This window comes from Balnearium lithotrophicum, assembly GCF_900182585.1.
Classification (GTDB): domain Bacteria; phylum Aquificota; class Aquificia; order Desulfurobacteriales; family Desulfurobacteriaceae; genus Balnearium; species Balnearium lithotrophicum.
Map to the genome: position 1 here is coordinate 68,680 of NZ_FXTM01000004.1, position 26,314 is coordinate 94,993.

Below are 26,314 nucleotides of genomic sequence, written 5' to 3' on the forward strand. Positions count from 1 at the left end.
GAGTTTTGTTAAAACCTTTAATCGTTATAACCGGCCCGACGGCTGCAGGAAAAACGGACTTTTCAATAAAACTTGCAAGGGAAATCGGAGGGGAGATAATTTCCGCCGATTCAATGCAGGTTTACAGAGGCCTTGATATAGGAACCGACAAGGTTTCAAAGGAGGTAAGGGAGGAGATTCCCCACTACTTGATAGATGTTGTTGAACCCTACGAGAAGTTTTCCGTTGCAGATTTTGTCAGGCTTTCAGACGAGGCTATAAGAGAAATCCAGAAAAAGGGAAAGTATCCGATAGTTGTTGGAGGAACCGGATTTTACATTAAAAGCCTCCTTTATGGTCTACCCGAAACTCCGCCGTCTGACGAGAAAATCAGGAGGGAGCTCCAAAAACTGCCGACAGAGGAGCTCTACAAGAAACTCCAGAAAGTTGACAGGAAATACGCGGAAAAAGTTGGAAAAAACGACAGGAAGAGAATCGTCAGAGCTCTTGAAGTTTACGAGATTACCGGGAAACCCTTAACCTCTTTTAAAGTCTGGAGGGAGAAGCCGAGGTACCCTTTTTTAGGTTTCTTTTTATACAGAAACAGGCCGGAGCTCTACAGGAGAATAGAGAATAGGGTAGACTCTCAAATTGAGAGGGGACTTGTAAAGGAAACAAAAAAACTCCTTAAGTACGGAAAGGAAATTACTGCCTTCCAGGCTTTGGGATACAAGGAGATATCTGATTATTTAGAGGGAAGAAAGAGTTTAGAAGAAGCTGTTAAAACGCTCAAATCAAGGACAAAGAACTTTGCGAAGAGGCAGTTTACCTGGTTTAGAAAGGAGAGGGGATTTGACTGGGTGAATCTTTCGGAAGTTTCTGAGGAGGAGCTTTTAAAGAGAATTAAGTCTAACTTAAAAGAGTTGGAAGGTAAGTTGAAAAGGGATAACTTTAAGTTAAACAAAACAAGAGGAGGAGGAAATGAACCTTCAGGATACATTCTTAAACAGACTGAGGAAGGAGAGAATTCCTGTTAACATATTCTTGGCAAGGGGAACGAGGCTTCAGGGTGTTATAACGTTCTTTGACCAGTTTACAATTCTCCTTGAAAACGGCGGTAACCAGCAGTTAGTTTACAAGCACTCAATTGCAACGATAGTTCCTTCAAAACCTTTAAAGGGCCTCTTCTCGGAGGAGAAAAAAGAGGGTGGAAATGAATAAAACCCTCCTCTTTGGTGGACTAACCCCCCTTCACGAACTTTTCATAAAGGGAGCTGTTGAGAGCTTAGGTTATAAGGTTAAGTTTCTTCCCCAACCTGACTCAAGGTCTCTAATGTTAGGAAGGGAGTTTTGCAACAGGGGAATGTGCAATCCTACCTACTACACGGTTGGAAACCTCATAAAGTTTCTCTTAGAGGAGTCAAAGAAGGGTATTGATGTTGAAAAGGAGTACTTTTTCGTTACAGTTGGGGCCTGTGGTCCCTGTAGATTCGGAATGTACGAAGCCGAGTACAGACATGCCTTAAAGGAGGCAGGATTTAAAAACTTTCAGGTTTCGATTCTCAACCAGTCTGAGCTCTCCTCAGAGGGGGACTTTGAACTAACCCCTTCACTTGTCTGGAACCTTGTAAAGGCTGTCTGGACTGGAGATATTTTGAGGGATTTGGGATACCAGTTAAGGCCTTACGAAGTTGAGAAAGGTTCTGTTGATGAGTGGCTCTCTGAGACCTCAGGTAAGGTGTATGAAGCCTTGAAATCTGGAGCTCCGATTAAAGAACTCCTTTCTGTTTTAAAGGAGCAGAGGAGAAAGCTTGAGGGGATTACCTTTGACTATACAAGAATCAAGCCGGTAGTCAGTGTTATAGGGGAGTTTTGGGCCCACACGACAGAGAGTGAAGGAAACTACTTTATCCATAGGTGGTTGGAGGAGGAGGGAGCTGAGGTAAGGCCTGAACCGATAGCGGGTTGGATTGACTACCAGCTCTTCATAGAGGAGGAAAAGACAAAGAGGGACTTAAAAGTAAAGGGTTTTTCAACAGAGAGGCTAAAAAGGCTTTTAGCTGTTAAATCGATGGCATTAGCCTTTAGAGCGTTTTACAATCTCCTAAGGTCCATCTTCTACTTTAGACCAAAGCCACTTCCCTCACAGAAGGAGCTTGCAGAACTTGCAAAACCCTACTTTGACTACTTTGTTGTTGGTGGAGAGGGGCACTTAGAGGTCGGGAAACACGTTTACAGTATTATCCACAAAAAAGCTCACATGGTTCTGTCCGTTAAACCCTTCGGATGTATGCCCTCTACCCAGAGCGACGGAGCTCAGACAAGGGTTCTCTCAGATTACCCTGAAAGTATCTTCATCTCTGTTGAAACCTCCGGTGACAGTGAGGTTAACGTTAAAAGCAGAATTCAGATGAAGCTCTTTGAGGCCAAGAGGGTAGCTGAGAGGGAATTCTACGAACTTCTTGAAAAAATAAATGTTTCTAAAAGGGCCTTTGAACTTGCCTTCCAGTCTGGGGAACTCAGGAAACCCTTTATAAAACTCAAAGGGAATTTTGTCGGAACTGCCGTAAAAGCACTCTACGCCAACCAAACCTCAGTTTCTCCCTTTCTGGAGATTGAACAATGGACTACCTCTACGTAGAGAAACTCTGCGATGAGCTTAATCAGACGCTCAGGAAAAGAAGGATAAAAAGGGTCTTTTCTCAAGCTTTAAAAGTTTCAATTGAAATAGACAGTTTATATTTAAACTTCTACTCAGGCACTCCAAACGCACTTTTCGTTTCAGAAAAACCTTTAGTAGAAAAGGATTTTTCTCCTCTCTCCTTTTTGAAAGGACTCTTTATCCGAAGGTTTTTCCTCCCAAGAAGGGATAGGGTTCTCTTTGCCGAGCTTGTTAAAATCCTTCCTTCGGGGAAGAGTAATCTAAATTACCTTATATTTGAACTTACTGGGAAGAATGCAAACTTATTTGTTTTAAATGAGAAAAGGGAGATTCTCTACCTTTTAAGGGAACCTAAGAGCTCCGTCAGGCCTTTAGAAAAAGGGGAGAAGTATCGATTTCCTCCCTCTGAGAAAAAGCCCTTCAATGATTTAAGTTTTGGGAAAGTCTCAGTTGAGGGAGTAGAGAAAAACCTCTACAGGTTCGTAGAGGGACTCTCCCCCCTAAACTCAAGGGAAATAGGACTACTTTTTAAAGAGTATGGAAACTTAGAGAAGGCCTATTCGGAGTTTATTGAAAAACACAGAAAATCGAGGGAGGCCTACCTCTACTTTAAAGACAGAAAGCCCAAGTATTTAACGACTTTTCCCTACGAATCCCTCTCTGAATTAAATTTTGAAGTCTTTTCAGGAGAGCTTCCCTTTAGTTCTGCCTGGAGGAAGTTCTATGAAGTTGTTGTAGAGGAGAGGGAATTTGAAAATAAGAAGAGAAAGCTCATTGAAAGGCTCAATCAAAAAATTGAGAGTTTAGAGGAGCAGATAAAGGAGTTATTAAGAACTGATAGGTTAAAGGAGGAGATTAATAGGCTCAAATACTGGGGAGAAGTCCTAAAGCACAATCTACACAGAGTTAAGCCGGGAGTTTCGGAGGTGGAGCTCCCCGATTACTCCACAGGAAGAGCAGTTAAGGTACCCCTTGACCCTTCCCTATCCCCTAAGGAGAACCTTGAGAGAATTTTTAACCTCTACAGAAAGAAGCTGAGGAGGTTAGAGTTTGCTAAAGAGGAGCTCCCAAAGTTAGAGGAGGAGATTGAAAAATTAAAGCTACTTAAGCAATTTATTGAAAGTTCAAAAAGTGTTGATGAGATTTCAGAGTTTTTAAAGGAAAAGGAAGAAAAGGGAAGGAGTTTGCCTCAGTTTAAAGTTTTTACCCTTCCTTCTGGTAGAAAAATCCTTGTGGGCAGAAACAGGAGGGAGAATGAATTCCTGTCGCTAAAGGCTTCAAATCCCTGGGATTTTTGGTTTCACGTAAAGGACACCCCCGGTTCCCACGTAATATTGAAGCTCCAAAGGGGTGAGGAGCCAACCGATGAGGACATTCTCCTATCCGCATCGGCTGCTGCTTACTTTAGTAAGGGGAGAGAGTCAGGAAAGGTTTTGGTCGATTATACAAGGGTTAAGAATTTGAAGAAGCCCCCTGGAACTCCTTTAGGATTTGTAACTTACAGGGAAGAGAGAACGGTCTCTGTTAGTTCGGAGGATTTTGAGAGGTTTTTAAAGGCCCCCCAGAGGGGGCAGGGACTACTGGTTAGCAATGATGACAATTGATGTTATGAGAACGATTAGTATGTATATTCCGAAAACACCGTAAAAGAGAAGTGTCCTAATTGGATTGTTTTCCGCTGCCATTTTTCCCTCCTTCGATTGTGGCTTTGAGAGCTTGGAGCTCTGCTTCAAATCTATCCCTGTTTAGAAATACTACTACATAATGCCCCACTATCCCTTTCAGTGAAAGCATTGCAGAAATTGCAAAGAGGAGCCTACTGATAAAGTAACCAAAGGTTCCGGGCTCAAAAACCGACTTCCACAGATAGAGAAGAGGCAGTAAGAGGGTACCTCCAATAAAGAGAAAGTAAGTAAACAGGTTTGGCTTTAAAAAGCTGAGCTCCCTCTCAAATTCCTTCCTCAGGAGCTCCTCTATCTCCTTCCAGCTCTTGCCTTCTCTCTTCAAGGAAAGGACCCTCTCCTTTAAGTCCTCTCTTCCCTTCAAGAAGTTATCCTTGAGCCCGATTATTGCGCCCATTCCAACCTCTAATTTATTAGTAAGGGGGGATTAGACCCCCTCACCCTCCAACTTAGACTTTGCAAGAACGTAGGTCAACCATGCAACTCCAATCCACCAGATAAAAGCTATGATAAGCCACATAATTACCTCCTTCCTTAGTATTCTTCACCACCAGCCTCAATTTCCCTCTTGAGGGACTCTGGAGAAATCTTGAATAGGAACATCTTGTAAACCCAAGCTTGGTAAGCAATAACAATTGGGGTAAAGATTATCGCAGCAATGAGCATAACGGTAAGGGTTAATTGACTGGAGCAACCGTTGTAGATGGAGATTGAGTGTTCAAGACCTAAGCTTGAGGGAACTGCTAATGGATAAGCTCCAAACATTACGGCAAGTCCAGCAAAAACAAATGTGAAAAAGGTTGCAAAGAACGCCTGAGCACCATTTGCATTCTTAACAGCTATCAGCCACCAGACTGCACAGAGGGCAGCAAGAATAATGAGGGCAAACTCAATTGCAGGGAACCTAAAGAGTGCATGGGGAAGAACGTTTCCTTGAAGCATTCCAGCAATCTGCTGAACCATATCCTGGGGTAGGTTAAGGTACTTAACCTTGGAAACATCTCCAATCTTGTAGGAGATTGTGTAGGCTATTCCTGTACATACAACGTACATAATTACAAATGGAAGCCAAATCTTAAGACCGATGCTTCTTGCCCTTTCAGCTACAGAACCTTCTGTTTTCCAGAGGAGCCAGGAAACACCGTGCATCATGATGAATAGAACGGTTGTAACTCCGACCAACAATCCGTAGAGGCCGTGGAAAGTAAATGGATTGACTAAGTTGATAAAGCTAATTGGGAACTTCTCTGCATAGACAAATCCGTGAAGGAGGTCTCCCTCAATAGCAGAGTTCTTGATTGGAAGTCCTGCAATGATGTTTCCAATGGCTACACCGATTAAGAGAGCAACCAATAGGGAGGACCAGAAGATGCTTTGGTCCCAGAACTTTCTCCAGCCTTCACTCTCTTCCTTGCTCCTGAATTCAAAGGAGACTGCCCTGTAAATCAGAGCAAGTAGAACAACAAAGAGCGCAATGTAAAGGGAGCTAAAGAGTGCAGCATAAAGCTCTGGGAACGCTGCAAATGCGGCACCGCCAGCTGTAATGAACCAGACCTCATTTCCGTCCCATACAGGACCTATTGCATTGATTGTTACCCTCTTTTCTATGTCTGTCTTTGCTACAAATCCGTGGAGAATACCAACTCCAAGGTCAAAACCGTCTGTAAGGATGTAACCGGCGATTAGAATTGTTACCAAAATCGCCCAAATGGTTTGTAAATCAAAGTGCATTGCCCACCTCCTCCTTAGTAAAGTTCAGCCTCTTTCTCTGGGCCTTTTGCTGCAAACTTAGAAAGAAGATAGAAGTCTGCAATTGCAAGACCTGTGAACGTTAATAGGAATATTACGTAAGTGATTACAACTTCTATGTTCGTTAAAGGTGATACTGCTTGAGCAGTCTTAAGTCCAATTTCGGGAAGGAGAATTTTCCCGTAATCGTCAGTTAGAGGATAAACAATCCATGGCTGCCTTCCAACCTCTGCTGTAACCCATCCAAGCCAGCAGGCAATGTAGGGAAGTGGTAATGAGTAGAGAGCTACTTTTAAGAATCCTGTTGCATTCTCAAGGTCTCTGTACTTAGCAAGTCCCCAGATGAAGAGAATTGCGAAGAAGAATCCCAAGTAAACCATTATGTGGAAAGCCCAGAAAACTAAGTTTACTGGTGGAATGTAGTTTCCTGGACCAAACTGAGCTTCAAACTTCTTCTGTAAGTCCTTTGCTCCTAAGAGCTTTCCGTTGAAGTCGTGTGTTGCAAGGAAGCTTAAAAGGCCTGGAATGGGAAGTGGAATTTCAACTGCGTTCTTCTGAGCCTTCTGGTCAGCCCATGCTGCAATTAATATGTTTGCTCCGCTCTTTGTGTCCCAGAGAGCTTCCATAGCCGCAAGTTTTGTTGGCTGAGTTTTAGCAACTTCGTGGGCATGGATATCCCCAATGACAATCTCTCCCAATGAGGCAATAAGTCCGAATATAAGTGCAACGTAAGCAGACTTTTTGAAAAACTCAACGTTCTGCTTTCTTAGTAGGTGGTAGGCACTTACCGAAAGAACAAATATGGCTGAGAGAACCATTCCGGCTGTTGCAGTATGCCAGAACTTAACGTCTGCTACCGGGTTAAACACTACAGCCCACCAGTCTGCAAGTTCTGCCCTCTTTCCTGCAACAAAGTTCGAAACCTCTGCTCCTACAGGGTGCTGCATCCAGCCGTTTGCGATGAGAATCCATAGAGCGGAAAGGTTTGAACCGATTGATGAGAGCCATGCAGCAAGCAGGTGTACTCCCTTTGGAACCTTGTCCCAACCAAAGAGGAAGACTCCCATAAACGTTGACTCCATGAAGAATGCAAGGAGACCTTCAATGGCAAGTGGAGCTCCGAAGATGTCACCTACGAACCTTGAGTAGACAGACCAGTTCATACCGAACTCAAACTCGTGGACAAGACCCGTTGCAACTCCAAGTGCAAAGTTAATCGCAAAGAGCTTTGCCCAGAACTTTGCCATGTCCCGGTAGATTTCCTTACCGGTTGCGTAGTGGAGAGTTAGCATGATTGCAGATATCGTTGACAGCCCTAAGGTAAGGGGCACAAAGATGAAGTGGAAGAAGGCTGTCATCGCGAACTGCAATCGCGATACAAGTAGTACAAAGTCCATTGCAACACCTCCCTTAAAGGTTTATTTCTTATTCAATTCCAAATTCCGATTATACTACAAGTACACTAATAATCCACAGTTTCGAACCAACAGTATATTATAATATTTCAGTTCCTATTCCTTTCTGAGTGAAGATTTCAAGTAGAATGGAGTGTTTAATCCTTCCGTCTATTATGTGGGCCTTCTTAACTCCCTCAGTAAGAGCCCTTTCACAGGCCTTAACCTTTGGAATCATTCCCCCTGATATTGTTCCGTCCTCTATGAGCTCTGAAACTCTACTTCTCTCAATGGAGTTTATTAATTTCCCCTCTTTGTCCTTAATCCCCTCTACATCTGTAAGAATTATTAGTTTCTCCGCCTTTAGGGCAGCAGCCATTTCTCCTGCCACCAAATCGGCGTTAATATTATACGCCTCAAAGTCCTCACCTATCCCTACAGGAGCTACTACTGGTATAAATTTAGACTCTAAGAGCCTCCTGACAATTTCAGGATTTACCCTCTTAACTCTACCCACAAAACCTAAATCTATGATTTCTGGAGCCCTTATCTCAGTCAGGTATTTCCTTGAGTCTATTTTCTCTGCAACAATTAGATTTCCATCCTTTCCTGAAAGGCCTACAGCGTTCCCCCCGTGGGAGTTTATGAGCTTAACAATTTCCTTGTTCACTTTTCCCACTAAGACCATCTCAACAACGTTCATTGTTTCCCTGTCGGTTACCCTCATTCCACCGACAAACTTTGTCTGAATGTTTAGCTTCTTTAGGAGCTCCCCAATCTGAGGTCCCCCTCCGTGGACTATAACGGGGTTTATCCCAACGTACTTAAGGAGAACAACATCCTGAGCAAAGGCCTCCTTAAGTTCGTCGTTGACCATTGCATTTCCGCCGTACTTTATAACAACTGTCTTTCCGTAGAACTCCTTTATGTAGGGAAGAGCCTCAAGTAGAATTGAAACCTTCTCTATGGACTTTTGCAATTTGCTCCTCCTGACTTTTTCTATATTTTTGAAATCATACTACAAAGGAGAGAGAGATTTGGAAAAGGTAGTTGTTGGAATAACGGGAGCAAGCGGGTCTGTTTACGGTAAGAGACTGGTTGAGGTTTTAGTTTCAAACTCCTACGGTGTTGATTTGGTATTTTCAGAAGTTGGGAGGAGGGTTTTTGAATACGAAATAGGTATGAGCGTTGAGAGATTTATCTCAATTCTTCCCTCTGACCTTGTTAACGTTTATGAACCTGCAGACCTTTTTGCTCCCATTTCAAGTGGAAGCTACCCTGTGAGGGGAATGGTAGTTTCCCCTTGCTCTACAGGAACGTTGGGCCACATTGCTAATGGAGTAGTTCAAAACCTAATCCACAGGGCTGCAGACGTCAATTTGAAGGAAAAAAGGCCTGTAATTCTCGTTTTGAGGGAAACCCCGCTGAACAGGGTTCACGTTGAAAATATGTTAAAGGTAATAGATGCCGGGGCTACAGTTCTTCCTGCCTCTCCGGGATTTTACGGGAGACCTTCGTCCGTTGAGGAACTTGTTGACTTCGTTGTTGACAGAGCTCTCTCCCTTCTCCTTGGTAGAAAGTTCGGTCTCTTTAAAGGCTGGTCTCCCGAATGAGGCAGTTTGTTGAATAGGGGATTACTTCTTCTATGCTATCTGCTCCCGTTAAAACCATCAACAACCTGTCAAAACCTAAGGCTACACCTTCACAACGTGGAAGTGGCTTCTCCTTCAAGGCTTTTAAAAATTTGCTATCGACGTTCCTGCCCTCAAATTTCTCCTTGTACTCCTCAAAACTGGTTAACTCGGTATATCCGTTTGCTATTTCAACTCCTGATATGTAAACCTCAAACCTCTCAGCTACATCTCCTCTAACCTTTGAAAAGGCTCCGAACTCTTTAGGATAATCGTAGAGAACGACTATTTTCCCAATTTTTTCTATCCCCGGCTCAACCTTCTCTACAAGGAGTTTGAAAAAGGCCGTTTCGTAGCTTTTTTCCCCCGATAATTCCCTTACTCCTTCTCTATCAAAGACAGAGACTCCGACAAATTCCCTAAATGCTTCATCCACAGTTATAAGTTCTGTTTCGTTTAAGTCCGTTTTAGCTCCTTTAAAGACTCCAGTTTCTCTTTTGAGAGCTCTTCCACACTCCCTAATGAGGGATACTGTTTCTTCAATTCCCACCCTGTAGCTTTCTCCAACCCTGTACCACTCAACCATTGTGAACTCTACAGAGTGGAGGTTTGTTACCTCACCGTTTCTGAAAACCTTACAAATTTGGAATATTCTCTCAGCTCCGTTTAAAAGAAACCTTTTCATGAAGAACTCTGGAGAGGTATGGAGAAACCAACTGTACGTTTTTCCAGAAAAGTCCTTAAAGGAGGATTCAACGTTCTCAACGTTGTCGTCGGGATTTTCGTAGGGTGATAAAATTGGTGTATCCACTTCAATGTAGTTTAAGCTGTAGAAGAATTCTCTAACCGTTTTTTTAAGGAGATTTCTGACATTTAGAAGCTCTACCACGATAAAGCCTCCTTCAGGGGAATTTATGAGAGTTGGAATAGTATCCGATATACACGGAAATATACATGCCTTGATGTCTGTTGAGACCAAACTTAGTGAATTGAACGTCGATGAGGTTTGGTGTTTAGGGGATACGGTAGGTTACGGAGCTTTTCCTAACGAGTGCCTTAACTGGGTCAGGGAAAACTGCAGTAGGGTCTTACTCGGTAACCACGAGCTTGCACTTTTAGGGTTTGTTGATTTGGAACTTCTCAACACCTACGCTCAAACTGCTATAAAGTGGAGCTTAGAGAGGGTTAGTGAGGAAAACTTAGAGTTTTTAAAGAACTTGAACGTCCAGGAACTTTTAGATTGTTGTCAGTTGGTTCACGATACACCTGTATCACCGGGGAGTATGGATTACATCCTGACAAAAAATGAAGCATTTAAAGCCCTTTTGTCTCAGAAAAGGGAGATTTGTTTTTTCGGTCATACCCACATTCCAAAGGCCTACAGGCTTTTAAGTTCTCTAATTGACGAAATTTCTACGAGAGAAGTTAACATTACGGGGGGACGTTACCTCTTAAATCCGGGAAGCGTTGGTCAGCCAAGGGATAGAGACCCAAGGGCTTCCTTTGGGGTTTATGATACAGAACGGGAAAAGTTCAGCGTTTTTAGAGTAGAATATCCAGTAAAGACTGCGGCAAGGGAGATTTTAAGGGCTGGGCTTCCGGAGTTCCTTGCAGCAAGGTTAATTGTGGGGGTTTAGATGAAGGGTTACATGTTGATAGCTGGAAAGAGGGTCTTTAAGGGTGAGGAAATTGAGGAGAGGTTCCCTTACGACGGCTCACCAGTAGGAACAATTCCAAGGGGAGGTGAAGAGGATGTAAACCTTGCAGTTGAGTCTGCAAAGATAGGCTTTGAGAAGATGAAGAGTTTAACCTCCTACGAGAGGTTTAGAATACTTGAGAGGGCTGCAAGGCTCCTTTCAAAAAGGAGTGATAGGTTTGCGGAGCTCTTAGTTAAGGAAGTCGGAAAGACAGTTAAGGAGGCTTTTGGAGAGGTAGGAAGGGCCGTTAACACGATAACCCTTTCTGCTGAGGAGGCAAAGAGGGTTTTAGGTGAAGAGGTTAAGTTTGATGGAGCTCCAGGAATAAAGGGAAAGGTAGGCTTTTACAGAAGAGTTCCCTTGGGAGTCATCGGTTGTATAACTCCATTTAACTTCCCTCTAAACCTTACCTGCCACAAGGTAGCTCCAGCTTTAGCTGCTGGAAACGCTGTTGTTATTAAGCCCTCAGAGAACACCTCGTTGGTTGTGATAGAGCTTGCAGAACTCCTAATAGAGGCAGGTTTCCCCCCAGAGGCAGTTAACGTTGTAACAGGTTACGGAGAGGAGGCAGGAGATGCCCTGGTGCGCCATCCAGGCGTAAGGATGGTCACGTTCACCGGAAGCGTTCAGACTGGAAAAATAATTATGAGCCGTGGGGGGCTTAAGAAGTACGCAATGGAGTTAGGTTCAAACTCGGGCGTTTATATAGATTCTGACCAGTCTGAAAAGCTTTCTCAGGTTGCAGAGAAGGTGGCAAGGGGAGGCTTTGCCCTTGCAGGTCAGGTATGTATCTCCGTTCAGAGGGTTTTTGTCCACGATTCCCTCTTTGATAGGTTTGTTGGGGAGCTCTCCTCCTTTACAAAAAAACTAAAAGTTGGAGACCCAAGACTTGAAGAGACAGACGTTGGACCTGTTATAGATAAACAGGCTGCAGACAGAATTATGGACTGGATTGATGAGGCTAAAAAGTTAGGGGGAGAAATAGTTTGTGGAGGTAAAAGGCTTTCAGATACCCTTATAGAGCCAACGGTTATTACAAATGTTTCAAGAAAAGCCAAACTCTTTAGAGGGGAGGTCTTTGGTCCCGTCATTATGGTTAACCCAGTATCCTCTTTAGAAGAGGGAATAGAGAACATAAACGACTCCTCCTACGGTCTTCAGGCTGGCATATTTACAAACAATTTAAAGAATGCATTTAAGTTTGTCGAGGAAGTTGAATGTGGTGGAATCATGGTGAACGAGATTCCAACTTTCAGAGTGGACCAGATGCCCTACGGTGGAGTTAAGGAGAGCGGAATAGGAAGGGAAGGACCAAAGTTTGCAGTTGAGGAGATGACGGAGATAAAGACTATCTGTTTTGATACTGAGTTTTAAATTTCTCCTTGAGTCTTTTTTCAACGTACCTTGTAACGAACTGGGATATGTTCCCTCCGTAAGAGGCTATCTCCCTTACTGCTGATGATGATAGATACGCATACTCTTCTGAGGGCATGAGGAACACGGTTTCAATTTCTGGGTAGAGTTTTCTGTTGAGTGAGGCCATGGTGAACTCGTGGTCCATATCTGAGACTATTCTGATTCCCCTTAAAATTGCTACTGCTCCTTCCCTCTTTGCAAACTCAACGAGGAGAGAGTTAAACGTCTTTACCTTCACTTTTTCAAAGAGTCCTACTTCCTTCAGACTCTCAACAAACATTTCTCTCCTTTCCTCTATTGAAAATATTGGTCTCTTCTTAGGATTTTCCGCTATTCCTACAATGAGCTCAGGAAAAAGCTCAAGACCTCTTCTTACTATATCAATGTGACCTAGAGTTACAGGGTCAAAGGTTCCTGGATATATAGCTTTTTTTATCATTTAGTCCCTCAACTCTTTTCTTTTTAAAATGTTCAATTAATGAAAGAATTTTCTCCTTATTATCTAAGCTCAGGAGTACTGATTTTAAAACATCGCTCCAAGTATCGTCTTCTTTCATCTTATACTCCTTTAATGCTGATATAAGTTCCTTTTTTTCTCTTTGAAGCTCTTTTAGAGTATGAATTTCCTCATAAGTAATCTCCTTCTTCTCCATTAGTCTGGTTATAAGTAAGTTTTCAAATTCAAGGATTTCCTTTAGTTTCTTCAGGATAGATTCAACCATCTTTACTCCGCAAACTTCATTGTTCCTGTATAAAAATTTATGTTTTTCTTTCGTTCTATGGTTTAATCAAAGCCATTGTTAAAATTGTGTTAAAATTCCAACAATTCAATGTGAAGGGAGGAAACTTTGGATAGAAAAAAGATAACAATTGTTGGAGCTGGAAATATAGGTGCAACTCTGGCACTTCTCCTTGCAAGAAGAGAAACGGCAGATATTACGCTAATTGATATTAACGAAGGTGTTGCTAAAGGTAAGGCTTTAGATATTATGGAAGCTTCTCCAATATTAGGATTCAACGCCCACGTGGTTGGAACTGGAAACTATGAGGATACTGCTGGCTCCGATGTGGTTGTCATTACTGCAGGATTTCCAAGAAAACCTGGAATGAGCAGGGATGACCTACTGTTTAAAAACTACGAGGTGGTTAAGTCCGTTTCTGAACAGATAAAAAAGTACTCTCCTGAAGCCTTTGTCATTGTTGTTACTAACCCCTTGGACGCAATGACCTACACTGCCTTAAAAGTAACAGGCTTTCCGAAGGAAAGAGTTATAGGAATGGCTGGAGTATTAGACTCGGCAAGGTTTGCCTACTTTATTTCTGAAAAGACTGGAATTTCCGTTGAGAATATTAAGGCTTTTGTTATAGGTGGACACGGAGACGATATGGTTCCACTTCCCGAATACACAACAGTTTCAGGAATTCCTGTAAGAAAGTTCTTATCAGAAGAAGAACTAAGTGAGGTAATTGAAAGGACGAGGTTTGGAGGAGGGGAAATAGTTCAACTCCTTAAAACGGGAAGTGCTTTTTACGCTCCTGCTGCATCAATTTTGGAGATGGTTCTTGCAATCCTCTGGAACAAGAGGAAAATTCTCTCTGCAAGTGTTTATCTTGATGGTGAAATAGGCAAGTACTATGGAGCTACAGGTTTGTGCGTAGGGGTTCCCATAGTTTTGGGGAAGGAAGGAGTCGAGGATATAATCAAGCTTGAGCTTACAGATGAGGAGTGGAAGGCCTGGAGGAGGTCTGTTGATTCTGTAAGGAACTTGGTTGAAAAATTGCCCCTTTAGGAGATGAAGGATGAGAGAGATTAACGTAGATAAGGTCAGGGAAGTTGTTAAAAAGCTGTGTGTGGAGGCAAACTACAGGTTACCCCAGGACGTTCTCAATGCCTTTAAGGAGGGAAAGGAGAGGGAAGTCTCTCCTGTTGGAAAGAACGTTTTTGAGATATTGGAGGAGAATGCGAAGATTGCCTCAACCGAGGAAATCCCCTACTGTCAGGATACTGGATTTGCCGTTGTCTTTGTTGAAGTGGGACAGGATGTTAGGTTTGTTGGTGGAAGTTTAGAGGAGGCTATAAACAGGGGAGTAGCAGAAGGATATACTGAGGGCTACCTGAGAAAGTCAATAGTTACAGACCCTCTCTTTGATAGGAAAAATACCGGAGACAATACACCGGCAGTGATTCACTACTCGATTGTTCCCGGAGATAAGGTTAGAATAACTGTTGCAGCAAAGGGTGGTGGAAGTGAAAATATGAGCAGGTTGGCCATGCTTAAGCCTGCAGATGGTGTTGAAGGAGTTAAAAAGTTTATTTTGAAAACAGTTAGTGACGCCGGTCCAAATCCCTGCCCTCCTATAACTGTGGGAGTTGGCATTGGGGGAACTTTTGAAAAGGTGGCCTTTCTGGCAAAGAAAGCCCTTCTAAGGCCTATAGGACATAGGAATCCCGACCCAAGGTATGCAAAACTTGAGGAGGAGCTCTTAGAGGAGATAAACAAGTTGGGAATTGGCCCTTCAGGATTTGGAGGAAAGGTTACAGCTTTAGATGTAAAGATAGAGTGGTACCCCTGTCACATAGCTTCACTTCCCGTTGCAGTTAACATTCAGTGCCATGCCTCGAGGCACAAGGAGGCTGAGATTTAAAGCTCCCGAGGGAGCTTTTTTCCCGAAATTATTAAAACTCTGTATTCAATCTTTGGCTCTCTGTTGAAGATATCACGAAACTTTTTCAGTTCACTGTACCTTAAGTTTCCAAATGGGTTTTTCGCTCCTATTCCCGTAACAAACTTCACAGCTTCCCTTGCACTCTTAAATTTCCTTTCAAGGTAGAGTCTCTCAAACTCTAAAACGTCAAAGAAACGTGAGAATACTTCAAAAACCTCTTTCTCCTCAGGGAACTTAAAAGTAGGAAATTTGTCTGATGCCACTCTTAGAGCAGAAAACAGAGTCCTTAAACTCCCTTTAACTGGAATAGAGAGGAAGAACAGCCCTCCTTTTTTCAAAACTCTATAAACTTCAGGGATTGACTTGTTTAGTTCTGTCCACTGTAAGGAAAAGTTTGAAACTGCAGTTGGTACCGATTCCGACTTTAGAGGAAGTTCCTCTGCATCTCCACAGATTGACAGGAGAGCCCTCTCCCTACACAACTCTGCCATTTTGAAGGAGATATCCAGACAGATGAAATTCTCTCCATTAAGGAGCTCCCCTGTCCCACTTCCTAAATCCAAAATAGGTTCCTTTACGTTAAAAAATGAAATTCTTTTAAGGAGTTTTCCCCCGGCAATTCTCTGAAAGAGGGAATATTTACTGTAACTTTTTGCTGCTAACGAAAAGTTCCTCTTAACTATTTCCTTCATGGCAGTTAAAATATAGGTTCAGGAGGATTACGTTGGAATGGATAAAGAGGAGAAAAACAAGGACTGTCTGGGTTGGTAACGTCCCAATTGGGAGTTCCTATCCAATCGTTGTCCAATCTATGACAAACACATTTACAGAGGATGTTGAGGCTACAGTTGCTCAGATAAAGGAGCTTGAAAGAGTTGGATGTGAGGTTGTAAGGGTTGCAGTTCCATCGGTTAGAGCAGCCGAATCACTTCCTGAGATAAAGAGAAGAATAAACGTTCCCCTAATTGCAGATGTTCACTTTGATTATAAGCTTGCCCTCCTGTCAATTGAGAACGGAGCAGACTGTGTACGGATTAATCCGGGAAATATAGGGGAGACGTGGAAGGTTAAAGAAATCGTTAAACTTGCTTCAGAGAGAGGAATTTCTATAAGGATTGGCGTAAACTCAGGCTCCATACCTAAGGAGGTCTTAAACAAGTATGGAGCTCCCATTCCCGAGGCCTTAGTCGAAACTGCACTTAACTATGCTAAAACGTTCGAGGACTGGGGATTTACAAACATTAAGTTTTCCCTGAAGGGTTCCGATGTTAAAACAACGGTTATCTCAAACAAACTCTTTGCCTCAAAAACGGACTATCCCCTTCACATAGGTATAACCGAGGCCGGAACCTTCATCTCCGGAGCTGTTAAGTCTGCAGTTGGCATTGGAATTCTCCTTTACGAGGGTATAGGTGATACCTTGAGGGTTTCTCTCTCTACCCATCCAAAGGAGGAGGTAAAAATTGCTTACAAAATCCTTAGAGCTTTAGAACTTAGAAAAAGAGGGGTTGAAGTCATCTCATGTCCTACCTGTGGAAGGTGTTTAGTTGACGTTGAAACTCTGGCAGAGGAGGTTGAGAGGAGGTTGGAGCACATAGAAAAGCCCCTTAAGGTTGCCGTTATGGGATGTGCAGTAAACGGCCCGGGGGAGGCAAAATTTGCAGATGTTGGGATAGCGGGGGCCGGAGATTACTTCATCCTCTTTGTAAGGGGGAAGGTTATAGATAAGCTATCACAGGAAGAGGCCCTTGAGAGGTTGATTGAGGAGGTTGAAAGGATTGCAGGGGAAGTTAGAGAGAAAGGTTTTCTTAGAGGAGATAAAACTTCACATTAAGTGTGGAGTTTATCCTGAAGAGAGGAAATTGGGAGTCGAAGTTCTCGTTTCCATAGAGGTAACTTCCGAAATATTTGTTGATTATGAGGAACTTTACAAAACGGTTGTTGAAGTGGCAAATTCTCAGGAATTTACCTACTTAGAGGAGTTTCAGGATAAATTACTTTCTAATATTATTAATAATTGGAATCCGAATTTTGTTAGAATAAGAACGGTGAAACTCAGTTTACCGTTTCAGAACAGTTTTAAAGGCGGGGGGGTTGAGTTAGTATGGGAGAAAAAAGCATAGAGTGTAAGTTACTAAAGGAAGTTAGACAGAGGAAAAAGCTAACGCCGGAAGAACTTAGGAAAATAACAGAGATAGCTAGGGAAGAACTACAGTTTCTAGTTAGAAACAATATTCCCCTGATTCCGGAAAATTACGTACTGTGGTTTGATATCTTCTGTTACCTAAAGGAGAACAATTTAAAACTGTCCGACCTTGAAATATTGGGATTGTTCAAGGAGAAGTATCCGACATCGTCTGAAGTAGAAAAGGTTTTGGTAGAAGTTGAATCTAAGGATTCAGAGGATAAGGAGCTTTTAAGGAGAATATCTGGAGAAATTCTTGAGGAAATTGACAAAGCCATAAAAAACTTAGAAGAGCACAATGAGAATCTTGCAGAGAAGGAAAAATCTATAAAAGAGGCTAAAGAGAATATTGAGGATGCCTCAGTAAAGGGTATGGTAGGAGAAATTCTCAACGAAGTTAGAATGATAAGAGAACAGAACGATTCATTGAGGAAAAAACTTGAGGAGGCAAATGAGAGGATAAAAAAGCTTTCTGAGGAACTTGAGGAGAAAAACAGAGAGGCATCCATCGATTTTTTGACTCAAGTGGCAAACAGGGCAAGTTTTGATAGAGCTCTTACTGACATGGTAAATGACTTCTACAGGCGTAACTATCCTTTTGCTCTCATTATGATTGATATTGATGACTTCAAAAAGATTAACGATACCTACGGTCATCAAGCGGGAGATTACGTTCTTCAGGAACTTGCCAGAGTTCTAAAGGGTCAACTTAGAGCCAGGGACATTATTGCAAGGTACGGTGGAGAGGAATTTGCCATTATTCTTCCCGGTGTGACCTTCAGTCAGGCAATAAGGATTGCCGAGAGATTGAGGAAGTCTATAGAGAAACATCTTTTCAAGTACAAGGAACATGAGATTCCCGTTACAATAAGTGTTGGCGTTGCAATGATGAGGGAGGGATTAGATGAAACCTCTATTGTAGAACAGGCAGATAAGGCCTTATACCTTGCAAAACGTTCAGGTAAAAATCAAGTGAAGACAGATTTGGATGTGGAGTTGGAAGAGTGAGAGTTTTACTCCATATCTGCTGTGCTCCCTGTGCCTGCTATCCAATAAAGTGGCTGAAAGAAAAAGGCTATGAGATTGTTGGCCTGTGGTACAACCCTAACATTCATCCGTGTACAGAGTTTGTTAAGAGAATGGAAACCGTTAAAAAACTGGAGAAGTTAGAAGAGATAAAGGTCATCTACTTTGAAAACTACGAACCCGAAAAGTGGTTGAGGGCAGTAGCATTTAGGGAGGAAAGACCCGTCAGGTGCCAAATTTGCTACTCGATGCGCTTAGAAATGGCTGCTTCAGTTGCTAAAAGGGGAAAGTTTGATGCTTTTACTTCTACTCTCTTTTATTCAAAGTACCAGAGTAGAGAATTGATGGTTTCGCTTGCCGAAAGTGCCTCTAAAAAATTTGGAGTTAAGTTTCTAAATGTTGATTTTAGGGAAGGTTGGAAGGAAGGAATAGACATTTCAAAGGAAAAGGGACTCTACAGACAACAGTACTGTGGCTGCATCTACTCTGAAAAGGAAAGGTACTGTCCCAAAGGTAAACCTAAAGGTTCCTGGGTTTTGAATCAGGTTGTTGAGGAGTCAGAAAGGGTAATTTCCCACTTTAAGTCTTAACTCTCCTGTTATAATTGCTATTCGTTAATAATTCCTATTTACAGTTCGGAGGAGGTATTGGCAGAAAATCCCTTTTTGAAAGAGGAGAAAATCTGGGTTCTTGACGGTGCAATGGGAACAATGTTAATGAAAAAGGGAATGGACGTTAACTATGCACCGGAGCTCCTCAACGTAAAACACCCAGAAGTACTGATGGAGATACACGAAGAGTACATAGAAGCCGGAGCCGACATAATTGAAACAAATACCTTTGGAAGCAATAGGATAAAGCTCTCACACTATGGACTTGAGGATAGGGTTAAGGAACTAACTAAAGCCGGAGTAAGGCTTGCAAAGGAGGCCTCAAGGGGAAGAGCTTTAGTTGCCCTCTCTGTTGGTCCTACAGGGGTATTTGTTGAGCCCGTTGGGGACTACTCGTTTGATGAAATTAAGGACGTATTTAAGGAGCAGATAGAGGCTGGAGCTGAGGCTGGAGCCGATTTAATTCTAATTGAAACGATGTCTGATACAAAGGAGGCAAAGGCTGCCGTTGTTGCAGCTCAGGAAATCTGCGACCTGCCCGTTCTTGTTAGCATGACGTATCAGGAGGACGGTAGAACCCTCCTTGGAACACCTCCAGAAGTTTCTGCTGCAATATTTGAGGGATTTAACGTTTCAGCAGTTGGAGCAAACTGTTCCTTAGGACCTGAATCCTTCGTTAACCTTGTAAGGAGGATGGCCTCTGTAACTGAAACTCCAATAGTTGTATACGCAAATGCAGGATTACCGGTTCTAAAGGACGGTAAAACGATTTATCCTGAACCTCCGGAAGTCTTTGGGGAGTATGCAGTCAAGTTGGTTGAGGCTGGAGCAAACATCGTTGGTGGCTGTTGCGGAACAACTCCAGAACACATAAGAGCAATAAAGGAGGCCGTAAAGGACTTAAAGCCCGTTAAGAGAAATCCAATCAGGGGATTAAAGGTAGCAAGCAGAACAAAGCTTGTCTTTATCGGAACCGGTCATCCAACAAGAATGATAGGTGAAAGGATAAATCCAACAGGTAAGAAGAGGCTTCAGGACTCTTTAAAGAGGGGAGACTTTTCTATTGTAAAGGAGGAGGCAAAAAAGCAGACGGAGGAGGGTGCAGATTTATTGGATGTAAATGTTGGTGTTCCGGGAATTGATGAACCAAAAGCGATGAAGGAGGCAGTTAGGACCGTAATAGAGACTACGGACTTACCTATAGTCATTGATAGTAAGGACCCCAAGGCGGTTGAAGAAGCTTTAAAAATGTGCGATGGAAGGCCAATTGTAAATTCGTGTTCAGGCGAGGTAAAGGATATAAAAAACATACTACCCCTTGTTAAAAAGTACGGAGCAAACGTTCTTTTGCTTGCAATTGACGATGAGGGACTAAAGGAGAGTGCAGAGGATAGGGTAGAGATTGTCGAAAGACTTTTAGAAAAGTGTGAGGAAATCGGTATAGACAGGAGCTCCACTTTAGCAGACGTCCTTAACCTTGCTGTAAGTGCGATGCCTGAATCTGCAGTTGAAACGCTGAGGGCAATTAGACTGGTAAAGGAAAAGTTTGGAATTGCTACAACCCTCGGGGTTAGCAATGTATCCTTCGGCCTCCCTGCAAGGCCTTTGATAAATTCATCCTTTATGGCAATGGCCATTTACTCTGGGCTCGACTCCGGAATACTAAATACAGGTGACAGTAGAATGGTTGAAACGGTCTTTTCGTCCGATGTAATTGTTGGAAAGGATAGGGGAGCTCAGAGATTTACGGAGAGGTTTCAAAACTACAGGCCTAAGGGAGAGGATAGGGAGTGCAGGGAGCTCCTTTCAAAAATCTGTCAGTTGAGCTGTTCCTTCCTAAAGGGGGAAAAGGTCTCTGTTGAGTTTGAGCAGAAGGAGGAGAAGAAGGAGGGAAAAAAGGAGAGTGAAGATGAGGGAGCTCCAGAGGGCGTTTTAGGGAAGATTTTTAAGAAGGTTTTGGAAGGAGACAGGGAGGGAATTAAGGAGCCTACAGAGAGAGCTCTCTCTGAGTTTGAGCCGATAGAGGTTAGTGACAGAGCTCTTATACCTGCACTTGACGTTATAGGGAAGAGGTTTGAAAAGGGCGAAATTTTCCTTCCCCAGATGCTACGTTCCGCTCAGGCAGTTCAGTCTGCCTTTGAAATACTGAAGAGGGAGATGAAAAAGAGAGGGGGGAACGTTAAGTTAGGTGGAAAGATTGTCATGGCAACGGTTCACGGTGACGTTCATGAAATCGGAAAAAACATTGTAATAACTATGCTTGAGAACAGTGGATTTGAAGTTATAGACCTTGGAACGAACGTTCCTCCTGAAAAAATCGTAGAGACTGCAAAGAAGGAAAGGGCAGACATAGTTGGACTGAGTGCCCTTATGACTACAACACTTCCTTCAATGGAGGAAACAATAAAGGCAATAAGGGAGGCTGGACTTGATATTCCGGTGATTGTCGGAGGAGCAGTTGTAACTCCCGAATATGCCGAATCAATAGGTGGAATTTATGGTGGTGATGCCCAGCAAGCTGTTAAAATTGTAAAAAAACTGCTTAAAGTGGAGGAGGAATGAGCTTTAAAGAGACAGACATAGATATCCATAAGGAGATAACGGAGTTAAAGTCCTTAATCCGCGACGTTCCAGACTTTCCAAAACCGGGAATTGTCTTTAAGGACATAACGCCTCTTCTTCACAGGCCTTGGGCACTTCAGAAGGTAATAGACTTTATCGGAAACAGGTACATTGGAGCAGGTGTTGAAATAGTGGCTGGAATTGAGTCGAGGGGATTCATACTTGCCTCAGCCCTTGCCTACAAAATAGGGGCAGGGCTTGCGATAATAAGAAAGCCGGGGAAACTTCCCTACAGAACAATCAGTGCAACCTACACTTTAGAGTACGGAGAGGACAGTATAGAGATTCACGAGGATGCAATTCAGGAGGGAACAAAGGTTGTTTTAATAGACGACGTTCTTGCAACTGGTGGAACAATGAGTGCTGCAATTGACCTGGTTGAAAGGTTGGGAGGAAACATAATAAGCGTTGACTTTCTCCTTGAATTAACGTTCCTTAACGGAAGGAAGAAAATAGAGGAGAGAGGATATCCTGTATTTTCACTAATAAAGTTCTAAGGAGTTAGAGTATGGGAAGAAGGGTAGTAATAACAGGATTAGGAGTTGTTTCTCCCGTTGGGAGTACAGTTGAAAAGTTCTGGGATGGCATAACTAAAGGAAAGTCGGGAATTGGAAGAATAACAAAGTTTGATACTGAGGGATTTCCGGTTCAAATAGCTGGAGAGGTAAAAGACTTTGATCCTTCTCTATACTTTGATAGGAAGGAGATAAGGAGAACAGACCCATTTATTCAGTTTGCAGTTGGTGCGTCCGTTCAGGCTGTGGAGAGCTCCGGACTTGATAAGGCAGACGTTGATAAAACACGGGTTGGCGTTTTAATAGGTTCTGGAATCGGTGGATTAACGACAATAGAACAGCAGTTAAAAATCCTTATGGAGAAGGGGCCGAGGAGGGTATCCCCCTACTGCGTTCCCATGGAAATTATAAACATGGCATCTGGTATTGTTTCAATAAGGTTTGGCTTTAAAGGTCCAAACATCTCCGTTGTTACTGCCTGTGCGACCGGAACTCACGCCATTGGAGAGGCCTACAGGACAATTCAGTACGGTGATGCCGATGTTATGGTTGCCGGTGGAACGGAGAGCTGTATTACTCCTTTGGCAGTTGCCGGATTTGCAGCTGCAAAAGCCCTATCTACGAGGAACGATGAACCTGAAAGGGCAAGTAGGCCATTTGAAAAGAACAGGGACGGTTTTGTAATGGGAGAGGGAGCTGGAATCGTTGTTTTAGAGGAACTTGAACATGCAAAGAGAAGGGGAGCAAGGATACTTGCCGAAGTTGTAGGTTACGGAACGAGCGGGGATGCCTACCACATGACGGCTCCAGCACCGGAGGGAGAAGGGGCTGCAAGGGCTATAGAGAACGCAATTAAGGATGCTGGAATTAGCCCTGAGGATATCGACTACGTGAATGCCCACGGAACGTCCACTAAGTTCAACGACCTATTTGAAACGATGGCAATAAAGAAGGCCTTGGGAGAGCATGCTTACAAGGTTAAAATTAGCAGTATTAAGTCTATGATAGGTCACCTCTTGGGTGCTGCCGGAGGAGTAGAGGTTGTTTCCTGTGTTAAAACTATTGAGACCGGAATTATTCCTCCAACGATTAACTACGAGGAACCAGACCCTGAGTGTGACTTGGACTACACTCCAAATAAGGCTGTAAGGGCTGACGTTAGGTACGTTCTTAAAAACTCCTTTGGATTTGGAGGAACGAACGCTTGTCTGATTCTCAAAAGGTACGAGCCTTAGGAGAGGGTAAACTGGTAGAGCTTGAAAGGAGATTGGGTTACTCCTTTAAGGATAAGAATCTCCTCAGGAGAGCTCTCATTCACCGTTCCTTTTCCTTCGAGAAGGAGGTTGGTGAGAATTACGAAGTTTTAGAGTTTTTAGGAGACGCAGTTATAGGCCTTATAGTTAGTGAGGAGCTCATAAAGAGGTTTCCCGATAAGACCGAAGGGGAGCTCTCCCAGATAAGGGCGTTTTTGGTCAGCGAACCTTCACTGGCAGAGCTTGCAAAAACGATAGACTTGGGAGAGTTTCTCTACCTTGGAAAGGGAGAAAAGAGGAGCGGAGGTAAAACCAAGAGTTCAATACTCTGCGATGTATTTGAGGCTGTCTTTGGAGCTCTCTACTTAGACGCCGGTTTCGAGAAGGCTAAGGAGGTCTTTAAGGAGAAATTCTTAGACAAACTCTGGCAGATACTTGACAGTGCTGTAACCTACAAGGACTTTAAGAGTTACCTTCAAGAGGTTACCCAGAGGGATTTTAAAGTTCTGCCAGAGTACAGCTTAATTAGGGTAGAGGGACCAGAACACGACAAGACCTTTTACGTTGAGTGTAGAGTCAGAGAGTTGAAAACGGAAGGAACTGGAAAATCAAAGAAATCCGCAGAACAGTCAGCTGCAAAGGAGATGCTTAGAGCTCTGGGGGTAATAGGTGAAAGGAATTAAGATTGCCCTCGTTTCCTCCTCCCCAAGGAGGAGGGAGATTTTGGAAATGGTAGGAATTCCCTACAGAGTTATAAAAAAGAGAGCCGAGGAAATTATTTCTGACAATCCTTATGAAACGGCCGTTGAGAATTCCAGAATTAAACTGGAGGCAGCATTAGAGGAAATTGCTGATAATGAGGTTGGCCTCTCTGCAGATACGGTTGTCGTTTTTGGAGGGGAAATTTTGGGAAAACCTAAAGATGAAAGTGAGGCAGTTGAAATTCTGAAAAGGCTTTCCGGTTCATGGCACACAGTTATAACAGGATTCTCACTGTTCATAGACGGTAGAGTTGTTTCCTCCTTTGAGGAGTCAAAGGTAAAGTTTAAGAGGTTAACGAAGGAGGAGATAAACTGGTACGTTTCAACTGGTGAACCTCTCGACAAGGCCGGTGCCTACGGAGTTCAGGGGAAGGGAGCTCTCCTAATTGAACGTATAGAGGGAGACTTCTTCAACGTTATGGGACTTCCGATTAGTAAGATTTATGATATAATCAATTTGGCAATATAAAAGTAATGAGGGGATTATGGATTTGGCCTTAATGACCGTAATTATTGCAATTCTTTTTTCAGCAATGGGGGTTGTAGTAGGTTTTCTTATATGTAAGTTATCCTGTAAGAAATCAGAGGCTAAATCAATTTCCTCTATAGGAAGAGAAAGAATTGAGGGATTATTAAATAACGTCGAGGATATGGTTTCTAATCTTAAAGTAAAAGTAGACTCTCTCAGGGAAGAGAGAATCAATGATATGAGAAATGAGATTAAAAAGTTATTAACCGAGGTTGAGGAGTTTAAGAAAGAGATTAAAGGTGTAGGTGTTAGTCAGAGCACCTTGGAAATTTTAGACGAAATCTCAAATACCTTGAGGAAAATAGATTTGAGTATTCCAAACATTGATAATTCACTCCTTCAAAAGATAAAGGATAACTTTCTAATTGTCAGAAATGATTTGGAAACAATACTTACCAAATGTAAATCTCAAAGTAACACCTCTCAGGATTATTCAAACTTCTTTGCCTCTCTAATTGACAAGGTTGACTCCATTATATCTCTATCAAAGAGGATAAATGCCACTCTTGTGAAGGACGAACTTATTGCCTTGGCCCACTCTATTAAAGGTGATGATGGGGCTGAAATTGTTAAAGACCTTGATAACCAGGCTCTACACTCAAAAGAGCTTCTCGTGATGCTTGAGGACTTAAAAAAGAGGATAGAAGAGGTTAAGAATGAAAGTTCTCTTCGTTGATGACAAGGAAACCTGGCATAAACTGTTCGATGTTGTTCTCTCTTTAAGAGGTATTGATGTAGTTCATGCTAAAACCTTGAAAGAGGCTTTAAACGTTGTTTCTACAGAAAAACCCGACGTTGCAATAGTTGATGTAACAATTTCCCTCTCGTCAGGATATGAGCTCCTTCCGGAGCTTGTTAAGTTGGGAGTTCCAACAATTTTTATTGGTTATGAAAAAGAGGGATTTGACGCCGAGAAAGCTCTATCCTTGGGAGCTTTAAAAGCTCTTAAGAAGCCATTTACCGTTGATGAGTTAATATCCACTTTGAGAGAGGTAAAGGGAAAGTCCCTTCCCGTTCAGCCTGAACTTGTTGTTCCACCTTTAGAGGAGAAGTCCGAGGAAAAGCCCCCTGAAGTAGTAACTCTTCAACCGGAAGAGTCTGAAATTCCTGCTATTCCTGTCATTGAAGAAGAGACTCCTGAGGAGCTTCCTGTTTTACAGGAAACAAGGAAAGAGGAAAGAACCACTTTTGCAACAACATTAAAGCAACTTCCAGAAGAGAAGATTCCCGTTGTTGAGGTTTCAACCGAGGAGCTTGAAAAAAGCGTTCCGGAGGAAGCTATAGAAGAGAAAGCTGTTGAAGAGGTTAAGGAAAAATCAAAAGGTGCTGGTATATCCCTTCCTGAGGAAAGAGTTGAGGAAATAATTAGGGAAATTGCCTGGGAAGTTATTCCAGAGGTGGCAGAGAAAGTTATAAGGGAAGAGGTAGAGAAACTTATAAAAAGCAGACTTGCCTAATGTACCGGATAGGGATAGGGTACGACGTTCACAGGTTAGAGGAAGGATACCGATTGGTCATAGGTGGTGTTGAGATTCCTTATCCTAAAGGGCTCAAAGGACATTCTGATGCAGATGTTTTAGTTCATGCCATTTGCGATGCCATTTTAGGAGCTCTTTCCTTAGGCGATATCGGTGAGCACTTTCCAGACAGTGATGATAGATTCAGGGGAATTTCAAGCCTTATTCTCTTAAAAGAGGTTAACAGAATAGTCAACGAAAATGGTTACCGGGTTGTCAATGTGGATTCCACAGTTGTTGCTCAGAGACCGAAACTCTCTCCCTACAAAGAGGAGATGAGAAAGAACATTTCAGAGGTTTTGGGAATTTCCATTAACAGTGTGTCTGTAAAAGCTACAACCACTGAAGGTTTAGGCTTTGAAGGGAGAGAGGAGGGAATTTCTGCCCAGGCAGTTGCTCTCTTAAAGAAACTTTAGGG

General features: G+C 42.8%; 29 protein-coding genes. 21 read left to right on the top strand and 8 right to left on the bottom strand.

Annotated features, from left to right (window positions below; translation table 11 throughout):
- Positions 1–5 precede the first annotated feature (5 nt).
- The 4 genes from miaA to FN732_RS02220 are packed head-to-tail and all read left to right on the top strand — an operon-like array spanning position 6 to position 4,245.
- Positions 6–1,016, top strand: a complete 1,011-nt coding sequence (gene miaA / locus FN732_RS02205; protein WP_142934202.1) for a tRNA (adenosine(37)-N6)-dimethylallyltransferase MiaA — start codon at positions 6–8, stop codon at positions 1,014–1,016.
- Positions 961–1,200 carry an RNA chaperone Hfq gene (gene hfq, locus FN732_RS02210; protein ID WP_142934204.1) on the top strand — a complete coding sequence of 80 codons (240 nt, stop codon included), beginning with the start codon at positions 961–963 and terminating at the stop codon, positions 1,198–1,200. The genes miaA and hfq overlap by 56 nt, the downstream gene beginning before the upstream one ends.
- Positions 1,193–2,620 (top strand): hypothetical protein, encoded by a 1,428-nt coding sequence (locus FN732_RS02215; RefSeq protein WP_142934207.1) that lies wholly within the window; start codon positions 1,193–1,195, stop codon positions 2,618–2,620. Before hfq ends, FN732_RS02215 begins: the two co-directional genes overlap by 8 nt.
- The gene (locus FN732_RS02220; protein WP_142934210.1) at positions 2,602–4,245 is read left to right on the top strand and encodes an Rqc2 family fibronectin-binding protein; all 1,644 of its coding nucleotides are present in this window, start codon (positions 2,602–2,604) and stop codon (positions 4,243–4,245) included. Before FN732_RS02215 ends, FN732_RS02220 begins: the two co-directional genes overlap by 19 nt.
- Before the next feature lie 55 nt (positions 4,246–4,300).
- Here the strand turns inward: FN732_RS02220 and FN732_RS02225 are convergent, their stop codons facing one another.
- From FN732_RS02225 to argB, 4 genes are all read right to left on the bottom strand, one after another.
- Positions 4,301–4,720: a hypothetical protein gene (locus FN732_RS02225; RefSeq protein WP_142934213.1), complete on the bottom strand. Its 420-nt coding sequence runs from the start codon at positions 4,718–4,720 to the stop codon at positions 4,301–4,303.
- Between the two features lie 137 nt (positions 4,721–4,857).
- On the bottom strand, positions 4,858–6,054 hold the full coding sequence (cydB, locus tag FN732_RS02230; RefSeq protein WP_142934216.1) for a cytochrome d ubiquinol oxidase subunit II: 1,197 nt from the start codon (positions 6,052–6,054) through the stop codon (positions 4,858–4,860).
- 14 nt (positions 6,055–6,068) lie between these two features.
- A complete protein-coding gene (locus FN732_RS02235; RefSeq protein ID WP_142934219.1) occupies positions 6,069–7,469 on the bottom strand; it encodes a cytochrome ubiquinol oxidase subunit I in 1,401 nt (466 codons plus the stop codon).
- 97 nt (positions 7,470–7,566) lie between these two features.
- Positions 7,567–8,445, bottom strand: coding sequence for an acetylglutamate kinase (argB, locus tag FN732_RS02240; protein WP_142934221.1), 879 nt, complete (start codon positions 8,443–8,445; stop codon positions 7,567–7,569).
- 58 nt (positions 8,446–8,503) lie between these two features.
- Here argB and FN732_RS02245 point away from each other — a divergent pair, with 58 nt between their 5' ends.
- Complete coding sequence (locus FN732_RS02245; RefSeq protein ID WP_221928590.1) at positions 8,504–9,079, top strand: UbiX family flavin prenyltransferase; 576 nt, start codon at positions 8,504–8,506, stop codon at positions 9,077–9,079.
- Here FN732_RS02245 and FN732_RS02250 read toward each other — a convergent pair.
- Positions 9,057–9,986 (bottom strand): amino acid--tRNA ligase-related protein, encoded by a 930-nt coding sequence (locus tag FN732_RS02250; protein ID WP_142934226.1) that lies wholly within the window; start codon positions 9,984–9,986, stop codon positions 9,057–9,059. The two genes, FN732_RS02245 and FN732_RS02250, sit on opposite strands and share 23 nt — an antisense overlap.
- Before the next feature lie 25 nt (positions 9,987–10,011).
- Here FN732_RS02250 and FN732_RS02255 point away from each other — a divergent pair, with 25 nt between their 5' ends.
- On the top strand, positions 10,012–10,734 hold the full coding sequence (locus FN732_RS02255) for a metallophosphoesterase family protein (protein WP_142934228.1): 723 nt from the start codon (positions 10,012–10,014) through the stop codon (positions 10,732–10,734).
- Positions 10,735–12,168 (top strand): aldehyde dehydrogenase family protein, encoded by a 1,434-nt coding sequence (locus tag FN732_RS02260; protein WP_142934230.1) that lies wholly within the window; start codon positions 10,735–10,737, stop codon positions 12,166–12,168. It abuts the gene before it with no gap.
- On the opposite strand, the gene coaD is transcribed toward FN732_RS02260, so the two are convergent.
- Complete coding sequence (coaD, locus tag FN732_RS02265; RefSeq protein ID WP_142934232.1) at positions 12,143–12,649, bottom strand: pantetheine-phosphate adenylyltransferase; 507 nt, start codon at positions 12,647–12,649, stop codon at positions 12,143–12,145. The genes FN732_RS02260 and coaD overlap by 26 nt on opposite strands.
- The gene (locus tag FN732_RS02270) at positions 12,615–12,932 is read right to left on the bottom strand and encodes a hypothetical protein (RefSeq protein ID WP_142934234.1); all 318 of its coding nucleotides are present in this window, start codon (positions 12,930–12,932) and stop codon (positions 12,615–12,617) included. Before FN732_RS02270 ends, coaD begins: the two co-directional genes overlap by 35 nt.
- Before the next feature lie 126 nt (positions 12,933–13,058).
- Between FN732_RS02270 and mdh the strand changes: the two genes are divergently transcribed.
- Together mdh and FN732_RS02280 are read left to right on the top strand one after the other, a co-directional pair.
- Positions 13,059–14,000, top strand: a complete 942-nt coding sequence (mdh, locus tag FN732_RS02275) for a malate dehydrogenase (protein WP_142934236.1) — start codon at positions 13,059–13,061, stop codon at positions 13,998–14,000.
- Between the two features lie 10 nt (positions 14,001–14,010).
- Positions 14,011–14,856 (top strand): fumarate hydratase, encoded by an 846-nt coding sequence (locus tag FN732_RS02280; protein ID WP_142934239.1) that lies wholly within the window; start codon positions 14,011–14,013, stop codon positions 14,854–14,856.
- Here FN732_RS02280 and FN732_RS02285 read toward each other — a convergent pair.
- Complete coding sequence (locus FN732_RS02285; protein ID WP_142934241.1) at positions 14,853–15,569, bottom strand: methyltransferase domain-containing protein; 717 nt, start codon at positions 15,567–15,569, stop codon at positions 14,853–14,855. The two genes, FN732_RS02280 and FN732_RS02285, sit on opposite strands and share 4 nt — an antisense overlap.
- A 32-nt stretch (positions 15,570–15,601) precedes the next feature.
- On the opposite strand from FN732_RS02285, the gene ispG reads away from it, so the two are divergent.
- The 12 genes from ispG to ispF are packed head-to-tail and all read left to right on the top strand — an operon-like array spanning position 15,602 to position 26,312.
- Positions 15,602–16,711, top strand: a complete 1,110-nt coding sequence (gene ispG / locus FN732_RS02290) for a flavodoxin-dependent (E)-4-hydroxy-3-methylbut-2-enyl-diphosphate synthase (protein WP_142934244.1) — start codon at positions 15,602–15,604, stop codon at positions 16,709–16,711.
- Positions 16,656–17,000, top strand: a complete 345-nt coding sequence (locus FN732_RS02295) for a dihydroneopterin aldolase (protein ID WP_142934246.1) — start codon at positions 16,656–16,658, stop codon at positions 16,998–17,000. Before ispG ends, FN732_RS02295 begins: the two co-directional genes overlap by 56 nt.
- On the top strand, positions 16,982–18,070 hold the full coding sequence (locus FN732_RS02300) for a GGDEF domain-containing protein (RefSeq protein ID WP_142934248.1): 1,089 nt from the start codon (positions 16,982–16,984) through the stop codon (positions 18,068–18,070). Before FN732_RS02295 ends, FN732_RS02300 begins: the two co-directional genes overlap by 19 nt.
- Positions 18,067–18,678 carry an epoxyqueuosine reductase QueH gene (locus FN732_RS02305; protein WP_142934250.1) on the top strand — a complete coding sequence of 204 codons (612 nt, stop codon included), beginning with the start codon at positions 18,067–18,069 and terminating at the stop codon, positions 18,676–18,678. Before FN732_RS02300 ends, FN732_RS02305 begins: the two co-directional genes overlap by 4 nt.
- A 57-nt stretch (positions 18,679–18,735) precedes the next feature.
- Positions 18,736–21,261 (top strand): homocysteine S-methyltransferase family protein, encoded by a 2,526-nt coding sequence (locus FN732_RS02310; protein ID WP_142934252.1) that lies wholly within the window; start codon positions 18,736–18,738, stop codon positions 21,259–21,261.
- Positions 21,262–21,296: 35 nt separating this feature from the next.
- The gene (locus FN732_RS02315) at positions 21,297–21,818 is read left to right on the top strand and encodes an adenine phosphoribosyltransferase (protein ID WP_185954220.1); all 522 of its coding nucleotides are present in this window, start codon (positions 21,297–21,299) and stop codon (positions 21,816–21,818) included.
- 11 nt (positions 21,819–21,829) lie between these two features.
- Complete coding sequence (gene fabF / locus FN732_RS02320; RefSeq protein ID WP_142934256.1) at positions 21,830–23,071, top strand: beta-ketoacyl-ACP synthase II; 1,242 nt, start codon at positions 21,830–21,832, stop codon at positions 23,069–23,071.
- On the top strand, positions 23,041–23,772 hold the full coding sequence (rnc, locus tag FN732_RS02325) for a ribonuclease III (protein WP_142934258.1): 732 nt from the start codon (positions 23,041–23,043) through the stop codon (positions 23,770–23,772). Before fabF ends, rnc begins: the two co-directional genes overlap by 31 nt.
- Entirely contained in the window at positions 23,759–24,319 is a 561-nt protein-coding gene (locus FN732_RS02330) for a Maf family protein (RefSeq protein WP_221928591.1), read from the top strand. Before rnc ends, FN732_RS02330 begins: the two co-directional genes overlap by 14 nt.
- 16 nt (positions 24,320–24,335) lie before the next feature.
- Positions 24,336–25,055, top strand: coding sequence for a hypothetical protein (locus FN732_RS02335; protein WP_142934260.1), 720 nt, complete (start codon positions 24,336–24,338; stop codon positions 25,053–25,055).
- On the top strand, positions 25,036–25,836 hold the full coding sequence (locus tag FN732_RS02340; protein WP_142934262.1) for a response regulator: 801 nt from the start codon (positions 25,036–25,038) through the stop codon (positions 25,834–25,836). The genes FN732_RS02335 and FN732_RS02340 overlap by 20 nt, the downstream gene beginning before the upstream one ends.
- Positions 25,836–26,312: a 2-C-methyl-D-erythritol 2,4-cyclodiphosphate synthase gene (gene ispF, locus FN732_RS02345; protein WP_142934264.1), complete on the top strand. Its 477-nt coding sequence runs from the start codon at positions 25,836–25,838 to the stop codon at positions 26,310–26,312. Before FN732_RS02340 ends, ispF begins: the two co-directional genes overlap by 1 nt.
- Positions 26,313–26,314 lie beyond the last annotated feature (2 nt).